Raw genomic sequence first — 14,320 nt, forward strand, 5'->3', positions numbered from 1 at the left:
AAAAAACCGCCATGAAATGCCACACCTGCGCCAGCGCACAGGCATTGGTTTTAAAGAAAATACGATATAGCAACATTTCTCAAAATGTGCCCAGGTTTATGCCGAAGTTGGCCGGACTTTTCCTGCGCATGGTTTATGCAGTCCCTTATAATGATTCTTTTCGCAAATTACAGCCCAATATCATGGAATTAGCCAAGTCTTTCGAGCCTGCCGACATTGAACAATTCTGGCGTAGCGAGTGGGAGCAGCGTGCTTACTTTAGCGCCACACTCGACGCCGGCAAACCTTCCTTCAGCATTCAGTTGCCGCCGCCGAACGTGACCGGCACCTTGCATATGGGCCACGCTTTTAATCAAACCATCATGGATGGCTTGACCCGTTATCACCGCATGCTGGGCCACAACACGGCCTGGATACCCGGCACCGACCACGCCGGCATCGCCACCCAGATCGTGGTGGAGCGCCAGCTGGATGCGCAAAAGATTTCGCGCCATGACCTGGGCCGCGAGGAATTCATCAAGAAAGTATGGGAGTGGAAAGAAAAATCCGGCTCCACCATCACCGGCCAGATGCGCCGCATGGGCACGTCCCCTGACTGGAAGCGCGAATACTTCACGATGGACGAGCCGCGCTCGAAAGTCGTCACCGACGTGTTCGTGCGCCTGTTCGAACAAGGCTTGATCTACCGCGGCAAACGCCTGGTCAACTGGGACCCGGTGCTGGGCACCGCCGTTTCCGACCTGGAAGTGGTTTCCGAAGAGGAAGACGGCTCGATGTGGTACATCAAGTACCCGCTGGCCGATGGCAGCGGCTTCCTGACCGTCGCCACCACCCGTCCTGAAACCATGCTGGGCGACGTCGCCGTGGCGGTCGATCCGACCGACGAGCGTTATTTGCCGCTGGTCGGCAAGCTGCTGAAACTGCCGTTGACCGACCGTGAAATCCCGATCATCGCCGATGCCTATGTCGACAAGGAATTCGGCACCGGCTGCGTGAAAATCACGCCGGCGCACGACTTCAACGATTACGCCGTCGGCCAGCGTCACAACCTGGAAAAAATCTGCATCCTGACGCTGGACGCCAGGATCACCGACGACGCGCCGGCAGCGTATCGCGGCCTGGACCGTTTTGTCGCGCGCAAAAAAATCGTCGCCGACCTCGACGCGGCCGGCTTGCTGGAACAAGTCAAGCCGCACAAATTGATGGTGCCGCGCGGCGACCGAACCGGCGTGGTGATCGAACCGATGCTGACCGACCAATGGTTTGTCGCCATGAGCAAACCGGCGCCGGAAGGCACTTTCTTCCCGGGCAAATCGATCGCCGAAACGGCGCTGGAAAAAGTCGCCAGCGGCGAAATCAAGTTCGTTCCTGAAAACTGGAGCAACACCTACAACCAGTGGCTCAACAATATCCAGGACTGGTGCATTTCGCGCCAACTGTGGTGGGGCCATCAAATCCCGGCCTGGTACGATGACGCCGGCAATATTTTCGTCGCCAAGACCGAGGCGGAAGCCAAGGCCAAGGCGCTGGCGGCCGGTGTTACCGCCGAATTGAAACGCGACGACGACGTGCTCGACACCTGGTTCTCGTCGGCGCTGGTGCCGTTCTCGACCATGGGCTGGCCGGAAGAAACGCCGGATATCAAGGCCTTCCTGCCATCGTCGGTGCTGGTCACCGGTTTCGACATCATCTTCTTCTGGGTCGCCCGGATGGTAATGATGACCACCCATTTCACCGGCAAGGTGCCGTTTGAAACGGTCTATGTGCATGGCTTGGTGCGCGATTCCAGCGGCCAGAAAATGTCTAAATCGAAAGGCAATACGCTGGACCCGATCGACTTGATCGACGGCATCGGCCTGGAAGAACTGGTGGCCAAGCGCACCACCGGCTTGATGAACCCGCGCGACGCCGAGAAAATCGCCAAGGCGACCCGCAAGGAATTCCCGGACGGCATTTCGGCCTACGGCACGGACGCCGTGCGTTTCACCATGGCCAGCTACGCCTCGCTGGGCCGCAACATCAACTTCGATTTGGGCCGCTGCGAAGGCTATCGCAACTTCTGCAACAAGATGTGGAACGCGACCCGCTTTGTCTTGATGAATACCGAAGGCAAGGATTGCACTCCTAATGAAGCCGACCTGTCCTTAGCCGACAAGTGGATCATTTCGCTGTTGCAACGCGCCGAACTGGATGTCGCCAAGGGTTTTGAAGACTTCCGCTTCGACAATATCGCCGCCGCCATCTACAAATTCGTCTGGGATGAATATTGCGACTGGTACCTGGAAGTCGCCAAGGTACAAGTGCAGCAAGGCACTGAAGGCCAGCAGCGCGCCACCCGCCACACGCTGTTGCGGGTGCTGGAAGTGGTGTTGCGCCTGGCGCATCCGATCATTCCTTTCGTCACCGAAGCGCTGTGGCAAACCGTTGCGCCGCTGGCTGGCCGCAGCGTCAAGCCCGAAGGCGATTCGATCATGGTGCAAGAGTACCCGATCGCCAACCCGGCGCGCATCGATGAAAGCGCCGAAGCGTGGATGCAGCAATTGAAGGCATTGACCGACGCGACCCGTAACTTGCGCGGCGAAATGCAGATTTCGCCATCGGTGCGCGTGCCGCTGATCGTCGAAGCGGCGAATCCGGCCGACAAGGCGGCGCTGGCCAGCTTTGCGCCGTACATCCAGTCGCTCGGCAAATTGTCGGAAGTAAATATCGTCGACGCCTTGCCGGAATCGCCAGCCGCCGTGTCCATCGTCGGCACCACCAAGTTGATGCTGAAAGTGGAAATCGACGTGGCCGCCGAACGCGAGCGCCTGTCCAAGGAAATCGTCCGCATCGATGCTGAAATTGCCAAGGTTAATGGCAAATTAGGCAACGAAAGCTTTGTCGCGCGGGCTCCTGCAGCAATTGTTGCTCAAGAAAACGAGCGCTTGCTCAGTTTTTCGGCCACAATTGAAAAATTGCGGGAACAGTTTGCTAAACTACCTCCCGCATAAGGCTTTCACTGCGCTTGTAAAGTGTCGCCTGTGAAACATCCCAATCATAAAATCAATATTGGAGACAAAGCGATGCGTAATTTAGTAAAAGTAAGTGTTCTCGCGGCAAGTCTGTTGACCGTTGCCATGTCGTCGGCCTGGGCCGACGACAGCTCGCCCGTCGGGGTCTGGAAAACCATCGACGATGTCAGCGGCAAGCCGAAATCGCTGGTCCGCATTACCGAAAGCAATGGCGTATTGCAAGGCAAGATCGAAAAACTGTTCCGTGCTCCGGAAGAGGATCAAAACCCGAAATGCGACCAATGCAAAGGCGACAAAAAGGACCAGCCGATGATCGGGCTGGTCATTTTGTCGGGCTTGAAAAAAGACGGCGATGAATGGAACGGCGGCGAAATCACCGATCCGAAAGATGGAAAAACCTACAAAAGCAAGCTTCAACTAACCGAGAGCGGCAAGAAATTGCAAGTGCGCGGTTATGTCGGCGTGCCGATGTTTGGCCGTTCGCAAACCTGGTTGCGCGAAGAATAGCAATGAACATCAGGGGCCGGTCGATACCGTCCCCTTTTTTATCAAGCCGCCGGCGCCTGTCTGGCGTGCTTGTGCAAATGCCGGTCCAGGCTGTTCGCAAATTGCTGCCGGTCCGACTGGCTGAACGCCGCCGGGCCGCCGGTGTCCACCCCGCCCCCACGTAACTCTTCCAAAAACGCGCGCATCGTCAGTTGCTGGGCGATATTATCGTTGGTATAAAACTCACCGCGCGGATTGAGCGCAAAAGCGCCCTTCTTCAGCACGTCGGCCGCCAGCGGAATGTCGCCGGTGACGACCAGGTCGCCCGGGCTCAGCAGGCGCACGATTTCCTGGTCGGCCACGTCGGCGCCGGAAGGCACTTGCACGCTGCGGATGAAACGCGACGGCGGCACCCGCAAGCCCTGGTTGGCCACCAGCGTGACCATCAATTCCAGCCGGTCCGCGACGCGGTACAGGATTTCCTTGATGACCACCGGGCAAGCATCGGCATCGACCCAGATCTGCATCACAGGTCCCACAATTCGCCGTTCGGGTTGGTGCGCGGCGCGCTGACGCCGAAGTGGGCGTACGCCGCCGGCGTGGCGATGCGGCCGCGTGGCGTGCGTTGCAAAAATCCTTGCTGGATCAGGTAGGGTTCCAGCACGTCTTCGATGGTGTCGGCCGCTTCGCCGATCGCCGCCGCCAGGTTGCCGATGCCGACCGGGCCGCCGCCGAACTTGAACAGCACCGCTTCCAGCAATTTGCGGTCCATCACGTCAAAACCGACCGTATCGACGTCGAGCATCACCAGCGCCTTGTCGGCCACCGATTTGGTGATGTCGCCGTTGCCCTTGACTTCGGCATAGTCGCGCACCCGGCGCAGCAAGCGGTTGGCGATACGCGGCGTGCCGCGGGCGCGCTGGGCGATTTCGCGCGCGCCGTCCGCATCGACCGGCGCTTTCAGCAAGGCCGCGCTGCGAGTGACAATCCTGGTCAGTTCGGCGGTGTTGTAAAATTCCAGCCGCGCCACGATGCCGAAGCGGTCGCGCAGCGGATTGGTCAGCATGCCGGCGCGGGTGGTGGCGCCGACCAGCGTGAACGGCTGCAAGTCGAGTTTCACCGAACGGGCGGCCGGGCCTTCGCCGATCATGATGTCGATCTGGTAATCTTCCAGCGCCGGATACAGGATCTCTTCGACCACTGGCGACAGCCGGTGGATTTCATCGATGAACAGGACATCGTTCGCTTCCAGGTTGGTCAGGATCGCGGCCAGGTCGCCCGGCCGTTCCAGCACCGGGCCGGAAGTCTGGCGCAGGTTGACGCCCATTTCGCGCGCGATGATGTGCGCCAGCGTGGTCTTGCCCAGGCCCGGCGGACCGAACAGCAAGGTGTGGTCCAGCGCTTCCTTGCGCTGGCGCGCGGCGGCAATGAAAATTTCCAGCTGGTCGCGGATTTTTTGCTGCCCGACATATTCCTCGAGATGCTTGGGGCGCAGCGCGCGTTCGATCGCCTCTTCATTCGGCGAAGCCGGCGCGGCATCGATGATGCGTTGCTCGGTGAAATTGTCGGTCTGGATGCTCATGCTGATTACCTTGTTTAACCTTTAGAAAGCGCCTTGAGCGCCAGCTTGATGCCATCGGACACGCCGCTGCCGGCCGGCACGCTTTTCAGCGCCAGCACGGCTTCCTTATCGGAATAACCGAGCGCCATCAAGGCGTTCAAGATATCCGATTGCGCATCCGGCACCGCGTGCACACCGCCGGCGCCGATGTCGGCGCCCAGCTTGCCCTTCAATTCCAGCAGCAAGCGTTCGGCGGTCTTTTTGCCGATGCCCGGCACTTTGACAAGGCGGCCGGATTCTTGCAGCGTGATCGCCTGCGCCAGGTCGGCGATGGTCATGCCAGACAGGATAGACAAGGCCATGCGCGCGCCGACGCCGGTGATCTTGATCAATTGGCGGAACACGGCACGCTCCTCGGCATTGCCGAAACCAAACAGCAGATGCGCATCTTCGCGGATCGCCTGGTGCGTGAACAACACGACTTTTTCGCCGACGTGCGGCAAGTTATAAAAAGTGCTCATCGGCACATCGACTTCATAAGCGACGCCCTGGCAATCGACCAGCAATTGCGGCGGATTCTTTTCAAGCAAAATACCGGAGAGACGACCTATCATGGCTATAGCCTGGAGAAAAAAGTGAAATGAGGAAATCAGTATAGTTTAGCCGACCAGCCGGCCGCGTTTCATCCGCAAACCGGACAAGCCGGGCGCCAGCGCGGAGATCATGGCCAGCGCATCATGACTGTTGGCATGGCAAATCGCAACACCCAATGCATCGGCGGCATCGCTGCCGGGCAAGCCGGGCAAGGTCAGCAAGCGCGCCACCATTTCCTGGACTTGCTCCTTGGCAGCCTTGCCATGGCCGGTAACGGCTTGCTTGACTTGCAGCGCAGTATATTCGGCCACGCCGAGATCGGCGCCGACCAGCGCGCAAATCGCCGCGCCGCGCGCCTGGCCGAGCAGCAAGGTCGATTGCGGATTGACGTTGACGAAGACTTTTTCGATCGCCGCGCAATCGGGCTGGTAAGTCGCGACGATTTCGCTAATGCCTTGCAAGATGATCTTCAGGCGCGACGGCAAGTCGCCGCCGGACACCGTCTTGATGGTGCCGGAAGCGATGTAACGCAGCTTGCCGCCCTGTTTGTCGATGACGCCAAAACCGGTGGTGCGCAAGCCTGGATCTATGCCGAGTATGATCATCGCCTGATTCTATAATGAATACGGCAGGCGCCGGCGATTGACCGGGGCCTGCCGTTTATGCATCCTCATAATGCCTAGGAAACCGTAGCGAGCGGCTTGAGTTGCGGCTGAGAAGCGGAGCTGTGCGCATGCACAGTGAGCATCGGAAGCGGCAAATCAGGCTGCGCAGTAGGTTTATCAGGCATTATTTAGATTAATGGCGGAAATGACGGGTACCCGTGAACAACATCACGACGCCGCGCTCATCGGCGGCATCGATCACTTCCTGGTCGCGCATCGAACCACCCGGATGGATCACGCAATTCGCGCCGGCGTCGACCACCACGTCGAGACCGTCGCGGAACGGGAAGAACGCATCCGATGCGACTACCGAGCCGGCCAGCGACAGGCCGGCGTTTTGCGCCTTGATCGACGCGATGCGCGCCGAATCGATGCGGCTCATCTGGCCGGCGCCTACGCCCAGCGTCATGTTATTGCCGCAGAATACGATCGCATTCGACTTGACGTACTTGGCGACGCGCCAGGCGAACATCAAATCCTGCAATTGCTGCTGGGTAGGCTGTAATTTGGAAACCACGCGCAAATCCGAAATCAGCACGTTTTTCGCATCCGGCGATTGCACCAGCAAACCGCCGCCGACACGCTTGAAATCCATGGCATTCACGGCATTGCCCAGCGGAATTTCCAGCATGCGCACGTTTTGCTTGCTCGACAGAATTTTTTTCGCTTCGGCCGAGAACGATGGCGCGATCAGCACTTCGACGAACAGCTTGGCGATTTCGCCGGCGGTAGCACCGTCGAGTTCGGTATTAAAGGCGATGATGCCGCCGAATGCCGACGTCGGATCGGTTTTCAAGGCACGTGCATATGCTTCGGCCGCATTGGCGCCCAATGCCACGCCGCAAGGATTGGCGTGCTTGACGATGACGCAAGCGGCGCTCTGGTCGAAGCCGCCCAGGCTCTTGACGCATTCCCATGCGGCATCGGCATCGGCGATATTGTTGTACGACAATTCCTTGCCTTGCAATTGACGGTAGTTGCTGAGCGAACCATCGGCCACGTTCAGGTCGCGGTAAAACGCCGCGCTCTGGTGCGGGTTTTCGCCGTAGCGCATGTCTTGCACTTTTTCAAAGGCGACGTTCAGCGTTTGCGGGTAGTGGCTGCGGCTGGCGTGAGCCTTGTTCGGTCCCAGGCTGGTCAGGTAATTGGTGATGGCGCCGTCGTATTGCGCGGTGTGCGCGAACACTTTCTTGGCCAACATGAATTTGGTGTCGTAGCTGACCGCACCGGCCTTGCCGTCGGCCGCCTTGATTTCCGCCAGTACCGTACCGTAGTCGGTCGGATCGCAAATGACGACCACGTCCTTGTGATTCTTGGCCGCCGAGCGCAGCATGGTCGGGCCGCCGATATCGATGTTTTCGATCGCGTCTTCCAGCGTGCACGTATCTTTCGCCACCGTCGCCTGGAATGGGTACAGATTGACCACCACCATGTCGATGGCCGGCATATCGTGCTCGACCAGCTTGGACATGTGCTCGGGGAAATCGCGCCGCGCCAGGATGCCGCCGTGTACTTTCGGGTGCAAGGTCTTGACACGACCATCGAGCATCTCGGGGAAACCGGTGTAGTCGGCGACTTCCGTCACCGGCACGCCGTTATCCGCCAACAACTTGGCGGTACCGCCGGTGGACAGGATATGGACGCCGAGCGCGGACAGCGCGCGGGCAAAATCGAGAACGCCGGTCTTGTCGGAAACGGAAATCAGGGCTTGTTTGATCATGGCAATGGCTAGGTTGTTAAGTGTTCTTGGCGGATAGGATGGCGGCAACGCAAGGGGCAATTCAAGGGGCAATGCAAGCGGCAATACAAGGAACAATAGAAGCGAGCAACAGCAAGCGGGGCGCAAACGGCGCGCGGCCGCTCGCGGCGCCAGGAAACTTACAGCAGGCCGTGCTCTTGCAACTTCTTGCGCAAGGTATTGCGGTTGATCCCCAGCATTTGCGCGGCGTGCGACTGGTTGCCGTCGGCGCGCGTCATCACCACTTCGAGGATCGGTTTTTCCACGGTCAGCACGACCATGTCGTAGATATTCGATGCTTGCTGCTCGCCGAGGTCGTTGAAATACTCTTCTAGACTCTTCTGGACGACTTCCTGGATACTTTCTTTACTCATTTTACGATTCATTCGGCTAATTAATATGTCATGACGCTATCTTCGTGCCGCTATAAAACGCGTGACGGTAAGGCGTTCGCCCTTTTTTCTGTAACTTTTGCTGTCTGTATGTCTTTATGCTGCGAGGTTTTCTTCGGCATGGTCTTCAGCGAGGCGGTATTGTAACCGTTCGCCAAATTTCCATTGCGACTCGAAAAATTGATCCACTGCAACTAATTGCAGCTCGGTCGATTCCAGCAAATTCATCTTCTGTCGGAACTCTTCGCCGCCCGGCAAGTCGCGCACATACCAGCCGATATGCTTGCGCGCCGTGCGCACGCCGAGGAATTCGCCATAAAACGCATAATGGGCGCGCAAGTGTTCGTCCATCAGCGCCCGCACTTCATCGACATACGGCGCCGGCAGCAAAGTGCCGGTGCGCAAGAAGTGATCGATTTCGCGGCAAATCCACGGCCGCCCTTGCGCCGCGCGGCCGATCATCACGGCGTCGGCGCCGGTTCGGTCGAGCACCAGGCGCGCCTTTTCAGGCGTCGTGATATCGCCATTGGCGACCACCGGAATCTTGACCGACGCTTTCACGGCGGCAATGGTTTCATATTCCGCATCGCCCTTGTAACCGTCGGCGCGGGTACGGCCATGCAAGGTCAGCATCTGGATGCCGGCTTGCTCGGCGAGGCGCGCGATCGTCAGCGCATTCTTGTTTTCGCGGTTCCAGCCGGTGCGGAATTTCAGCGTCACCGGCACATCGACGGCATTGACCACCGCGTGCAAGATGCGCTCGACCAGGCTTTCGTTTTGCAACAGGGCCGAACCGCACCAGCTATTGCAGACCTTTTTCACCGGGCAGCCCATATTGATATCGATGATCTGTGCGCCGCGGTCCACATTGAACCTGGCGCAATCGGCCAGGTCTTGCGGGTCGGCGCCGGCGATCTGCACCGCCTTCGGTTCCATCTCGCCATCGTGGTCGGTGCGCCGGGAGCTTTTCTCGGTGGCCCACAGCCGCGGATTCGACGCCGCCATTTCCGACACGGCATAACCGGCGCCCAATTGCTTGCACAACTGGCGGAACGGCCTATCCGTCACCCCGGCCATCGGAGCGACGAAAACGTTGTTGCGCAGTATGTGTGGGCCGATTTGCACTGGAGAACCTGATGGATGGGGGAACCTGCTATTTTAACCGATCGCTGCCTAATTAATAAGCACTATTTTTTATTGGACAAGCAGGCTACCCAATTTTGCCGTTATAAAACCGGGATCAGGCCAGTTCATCCATCGCAGCGGCACTCAAGTGGGCGACGTCGCCCCACTGCAGCAGGCTCAATCTGCCGTCGCTGTACGAAAAGCGGTTGATGCTGGCGTTCTTGACCTGGAAGTCGCGCGGGCTGTCGAGCGACATGCCGAGCGCCGCCCGGTAGGCGCACTCAAGCACGCCGCCATGGGCTACCAGTGCAATAGTCTCTCCATCGTGGCGCGCCGCCCACGCGGCGATGGCGCTGACGCAACGCTGCGAAAACTGGCGGAAACTTTCTGCGACCCGCTCGCCGGACGGCATCACCGCGTCGATCTGGCGTGCTTGCCACTCGGCATATTCAGCCGGATATTGACGCTCGATGTCGGCGTACAACAAGCCTTCGAAGGCGCCATAACAACGCTCGCGCAACTGGATGTCGCTGTGCACCGGCAAGCCATGGTGGCCAGCCAGCGCCAGCGCGGTCTGGCGCGCGCGCTGCAAATCGCTGGCGACAATGACCGACAACGGCGCGTCCGCCAGGGCCCGCGCCATCGCATCGGCCTGGCGCTGCCCTTCCTGGTTCAAGGGAATGTCGATATGCCCTTGCAAGCGGCGCTCGGCGTTCCACGGGGTTTCGCCGTGGCGTATCAATATAATGCTGGTGCTCATCAGTTATTTCTTCAAGGTAGACGCCAGTCCCGGATTCAGCGAATAGGCGGCGATCAGTTGGGCTTCATCGATGATATGGCCGTGCAGCGCGGCCAGCGCCTGCTGTCCACTAAAGCCCGCTGCCAGTTCCAGCCGCGGCACGTCGAGCGCATACAGCCGGAATATATAGTGGTGCAAGCGTTCATCGTTCCACGGTGGACATGGGCCGTCGTAACCGTAATAGTCGCCGGCCATGTCCGGGTCGTTGGCAAACCAGCCGGTGTAATCGTTCAAGCCCTGGCGCAAGGACACGCCATTCGCCGACACCACTGGCGCGCCGGATTTGCCGCGCGCCGTGACGCCGCTGGAAAACTGGCCGGCGCCCAGCACCCGCAAGGTCAACGGCAAGTCCAGCAAGCTCCAGTGGAAAAAGTCGCCGCGCGGCGTATTCAGCGCCACGATCTTGCCTTCCTGATTGACGTTGCCGCCATCGAGCGGCGCATCGCCGTCGATGCAAAACAGGGCCAGCGATTCGGTGCCGTTCGGCACGTCGTCCCACGCCAGGTGCGGATTGCGGTTGCCCGCCTGCATCACATGGGCCGCAGGATCGGGCTCGGCAAACGCGAATTCTGCAGGGATGAGCCCGCCATTGCGGAAAGAATCGCTCCATAGTTTCATTTGCCGGTCTCCATCGACGTGATTGATCTGCGTACTCTGCGTACTTATTTAGGCGACACTTGCAGCCAGAACGTCACCGGACCATCATTGGTCAGCGACACTTGCATGTCGGCGCCAAATTGTCCGGTCTCGACTTGCCCATGCTTGCCGCGCGCCTGGGCAACCACATGATCGAACAGGCGCAAGCCGTCTTGCGGACTGGCGGCCGGCGTGAACGATGGCCGCGAGCCGGACTTGGTGTCGGCCGCCAGCGTAAATTGCGGCACCAGCAGCAAGCCGCCGGCCACGTCGGCCAGGCTGCGGTTCATCTTGCCGGCCTGGTCGCTGAACATGCGGTAAGCCAGCAATTTGGTCAGCAGCGCATCGGCTTCCTTTTCGGTATCGCCGCGCTCGGCGCACAGCAATACCAGCAAGCCGGCGCCGATCGCGCCTATCGTGCGGCCATCGACGACCACGCTGGCGTGGCTGACGCGTTGCAACAGCGCGATCATGCGCTCAAGGTGACACGCGCGAATTTGCGCTTGCCGACTTGCAGCACGAGCGTACCGGCCTCGACTTTCAATGCCTTGTCGCTGATGACGCTGCCGTCGATGCGCACGCCGCCCTGTTCGATCATGCGCATCGCTTCCGACGTCGACGGGCACAGGCCAGCCTGCTTCAGCAATTGCGGAATGCCCAGCGGCGCGCCAGTCAGCGCCACTTCCGGCACATCGTCCGGGATGCCGCCCTTGGAGCGGTTGACGAAGTCGGCCAGCGCATCCTCGGCCGCCTGCTGGTCGTGGAAGCGGGCCACGATTTCCTGCGCCAGCGCCACCTTGGCGTCGCGCGGGTTGCGGCCGCCGTCGACTTCCGCCTTCAGCCGGGCCAGCTCGGCGATCGAGCGCCACGACAGCAATTCGTAATAGCGCCACATCATCACGTCGGAAATACTCATCAGCTTGGCGAACATGGTGTTGGCCGGTTCGGTGATGCCGATGTAGTTATTCTTCGATTTCGACATTTTTTCGACGCCGTCCAAACCTTCCAGCAGCGGCATGGTCAAAATACACTGTTGTTCTTGTCCGTACTGCTTTTGCAGTTCGCGGCCGACCAGCAAATTGAATTTCTGGTCGGTACCGCCCAGTTCCAGGTCCGACTTGAGGGCCACCGAGTCGTAGCCCTGCATCAGCGGATACAGGAATTCATGCACCGAAATCGGCACGCCTTCCTTGAAACGCTTGGTGAAGTCGTCGCGCTCGATCATGCGCGCCACCGTGTAGTGCGACGCCAGCTTGATCATGCCGCGCGCGCCCAGCGGATCGCACCACTCGGAGTTATAGCGAATTTCGGTTTTTGCGGCGTCCAGTACCAAAGATGCTTGCGCGAAGTACGTCATTGCGTTAAGTTCTATCTGCTCCTTGGTCAGCGGAGGACGCGTGATGTTACGGCCCGATGGATCGCCGATCATCGACGTGAAATCGCCGATCAGGAACGTCACGTGGTGGCCCAGGTTTTGCAGTTGACGCATCTTGTTCAGCACCACGGTATGACCCAGGTGCAAGTCCGGTGCGGTAGGGTCCAGGCCCAGTTTGATGCGCAGCGGGACGCCGCTTTGTTCGGAGCGCGCCAGTTTTTGCGCAAATTCGCTTTCGATCAACAGTTCTTCAACACCGCGCTTGGTGATCGCAAGGGCTTCTTGCACTCTGTCCGACAATGGCAGTGCGGTGGCAGCGGCGCTGGCCTTCTGGGGCGATGCGGTGAAGTTGGTATCCATAAATAATATAGTTTGTATCGAAATGGTAGTAGGTTTGCGGAGTTTGTTATAATGCCCGATTCCATCAATCTTGCCGTATGAAAACGAACCAAAATAACAATAAAAAAGAGCTTTAGTTCACGAATCGTTCAAGCGGCAAATTTTAACTGATTGCATGAGCCCTATACATAAAATCACAAGCTCCCGCTTGTACACACTGGTGGCATCGACACGCAAGGCGCGCATTATCAGCGCTTCGGCGGTGGTGCTGACCTTGTGCGCGTTCGGCGCCGCCGGCGTGGCTCCGCTCGCCCCGGACGCATCGGACTTGCCGGTGGTATCGGTGGCCGAAAATCTCGAATTGCCGCAAAACCTGGCCGCGCAAATCACCGCGAACGAGCAAGACGACCAGAAATTCACCCACGAAGAAAAAGTCCGCGCCGGCGACACCCTCGCCACCTTGCTGACCCGTCTTGGCGTGGTGGATGACGCGGCGGCCAAGTTCATCAAGAGCGACAAGATCGCGCGCGGCGTGATGCTGCTGAAATCGGGCAAGCGCGTCCAGGCGCAAACCTCCGAGACCGGCGAATTGCTGTGGTTGCGCGCCACCTTGTCCGATCCGACCGATAAATCGTCCAGCGCCGCCGTGAAAAACATCATGGTGACACGCAAGGGCGACTCGTTTGTCTCGACCGAAGCGCCGGCCCAGCTGGAACGCCGGGTTGAAATGCACGCGCGCAAGATCACCTCGACCTTGTTCGCCGCCACCGATTCCAGCCTGGACGGCACCCGTTTGCCGGATTCGATTTCGGCGCAAATCGTCGAAATGTTTTCCACCAATATCGACTTCCGCGGCGACTTGAAGCGCGGCGACTCGTTCAACGTGGTCTATGAAACATTCTGGCAAGACGGTGAAATGGTCAAGGTCGGCCGCATCCTGGCCGGCGAATTCACCAACCGCGGCAAGACCTTCCAGTCGGTCTGGTTCGAAGATCCAGCCAGCAAGCAAGGCGGCGGTTATTACAGCTTCGACGGCAAGTCCCTCAAAAAAGCCTTCCTCAAGTCCCCGCTCGAATTCTCCCGTATTTCCTCCGGCTTTTCGATGCGCGTGCACCCGATTTCCGGCAACTGGAAACAGCATAAAGGCATCGACTTCGCGGCCGCCACCGGCACCCCGATCCGCGCGTCCGGCGACGGCACGGTGGAATCGGTCGGCATGCAAAACGGTTACGGCAACGTGGTGGTGTTGAAGCACTGGGCCAACTACAGCACCGCCTACGCCCACATGAGCCGCTTCGCGACCGGCCTGAAAAAAGGCCAAAAAGTGAGCCAGGGCGAAGTCATCGGCTACGTCGGCACCACCGGCTGGTCGACCGGCGCGCATTTGCACTATGAATTCCGGGTCGCCGGCGAAGCCAAGGATCCCAACACCATCAATGTGCAAGCGCAGGCGCCGTTGACGCCAGCCGAGCTGAACCGCTTCCGCCTGGTGTCGGCCGACATGATGCACCGCTTCACGCTGCTGCGCCCAACGGATACGGCACTGGCGTCGCGCTGATCGTTGCGGCTCTTAAAAGCCCCGCCATTGCAAAATGGGCG

General features: G+C 59.3%; 14 protein-coding genes. 3 read left to right on the plus strand and 11 right to left on the minus strand.

The genetic code is table 11. From position 1 onward, the window contains the following. The first annotated feature begins 182 nt into the window (after positions 1–182). Together GJA_RS21255 and GJA_RS21260 are read left to right on the plus strand one after the other, a co-directional pair. A complete protein-coding gene (locus tag GJA_RS21255; RefSeq protein WP_038500680.1) occupies positions 183–2,990 on the plus strand; it encodes a valine--tRNA ligase in 2,808 nt (935 codons plus the stop codon). Between the two features lie 72 nt (positions 2,991–3,062). Then, positions 3,063–3,518, plus strand: a complete 456-nt coding sequence (locus GJA_RS21260) for a DUF2147 domain-containing protein (protein ID WP_038496276.1) — start codon at positions 3,063–3,065, stop codon at positions 3,516–3,518. Positions 3,519–3,559: 41 nt separating this feature from the next. On the opposite strand, the gene GJA_RS21265 is transcribed toward GJA_RS21260, so the two are convergent. The 11 genes from GJA_RS21265 to tyrS all read right to left on the minus strand — a co-directional run bounded on the left by GJA_RS21265 (position 3,560) and on the right by tyrS (position 12,742). Beyond that, positions 3,560–4,024 carry a YaiI/YqxD family protein gene (locus GJA_RS21265; protein ID WP_038496279.1) on the minus strand — a complete coding sequence of 155 codons (465 nt, stop codon included), beginning with the start codon at positions 4,022–4,024 and terminating at the stop codon, positions 3,560–3,562. Further along, positions 4,024–5,079 (minus strand): Holliday junction branch migration DNA helicase RuvB, encoded by a 1,056-nt coding sequence (gene ruvB, locus GJA_RS21270; RefSeq protein WP_038496281.1) that lies wholly within the window; start codon positions 5,077–5,079, stop codon positions 4,024–4,026. The genes GJA_RS21265 and ruvB overlap by 1 nt, the downstream gene beginning before the upstream one ends. A gap of 14 nt (positions 5,080–5,093) precedes the next feature. Further along, the gene (ruvA, locus tag GJA_RS21275) at positions 5,094–5,672 is read right to left on the minus strand and encodes a Holliday junction branch migration protein RuvA (RefSeq protein ID WP_038496284.1); all 579 of its coding nucleotides are present in this window, start codon (positions 5,670–5,672) and stop codon (positions 5,094–5,096) included. Positions 5,673–5,717: 45 nt separating this feature from the next. Further along, complete coding sequence (ruvC, locus tag GJA_RS21280; RefSeq protein ID WP_038496286.1) at positions 5,718–6,257, minus strand: crossover junction endodeoxyribonuclease RuvC; 540 nt, start codon at positions 6,255–6,257, stop codon at positions 5,718–5,720. 193 nt (positions 6,258–6,450) lie between these two features. Beyond that, entirely contained in the window at positions 6,451–8,037 is a 1,587-nt protein-coding gene (gene purH / locus GJA_RS21285) for a bifunctional phosphoribosylaminoimidazolecarboxamide formyltransferase/IMP cyclohydrolase (RefSeq protein WP_038496289.1), read from the minus strand. A 158-nt stretch (positions 8,038–8,195) separates the two neighbouring features. Beyond that, complete coding sequence (locus GJA_RS21290; RefSeq protein ID WP_017877573.1) at positions 8,196–8,429, minus strand: helix-turn-helix domain-containing protein; 234 nt, start codon at positions 8,427–8,429, stop codon at positions 8,196–8,198. Positions 8,430–8,543: 114 nt separating this feature from the next. Next, entirely contained in the window at positions 8,544–9,572 is a 1,029-nt protein-coding gene (gene dusB, locus GJA_RS21295) for a tRNA dihydrouridine synthase DusB (RefSeq protein WP_081905520.1), read from the minus strand. 115 nt (positions 9,573–9,687) lie between these two features. Then, a complete protein-coding gene (locus GJA_RS21300) occupies positions 9,688–10,332 on the minus strand; it encodes a histidine phosphatase family protein (protein ID WP_038496296.1) in 645 nt (214 codons plus the stop codon). A 3-nt stretch (positions 10,333–10,335) separates the two neighbouring features. Further along, positions 10,336–10,989, minus strand: a complete 654-nt coding sequence (locus tag GJA_RS21305; RefSeq protein WP_038496299.1) for a YbhB/YbcL family Raf kinase inhibitor-like protein — start codon at positions 10,987–10,989, stop codon at positions 10,336–10,338. Between the two features lie 44 nt (positions 10,990–11,033). After that, a complete protein-coding gene (gene dtd, locus GJA_RS21310) occupies positions 11,034–11,480 on the minus strand; it encodes a D-aminoacyl-tRNA deacylase (protein WP_038496300.1) in 447 nt (148 codons plus the stop codon). Continuing rightward, a complete protein-coding gene (gene tyrS, locus GJA_RS21315) occupies positions 11,477–12,742 on the minus strand; it encodes a tyrosine--tRNA ligase (protein WP_038496303.1) in 1,266 nt (421 codons plus the stop codon). Before tyrS ends, dtd begins: the two co-directional genes overlap by 4 nt. Before the next feature lie 154 nt (positions 12,743–12,896). Between tyrS and GJA_RS21320 the strand changes: the two genes are divergently transcribed. Continuing rightward, positions 12,897–14,279 carry a M23 family metallopeptidase gene (locus GJA_RS21320; RefSeq protein ID WP_038496306.1) on the plus strand — a complete coding sequence of 461 codons (1,383 nt, stop codon included), beginning with the start codon at positions 12,897–12,899 and terminating at the stop codon, positions 14,277–14,279. The last annotated feature ends 41 nt before the right edge of the window (positions 14,280–14,320 follow it).

Source organism: Janthinobacterium agaricidamnosum NBRC 102515 = DSM 9628 (assembly GCF_000723165.1).
GTDB lineage: Bacteria > Pseudomonadota > Gammaproteobacteria > Burkholderiales > Burkholderiaceae_D > Janthinobacterium > Janthinobacterium agaricidamnosum.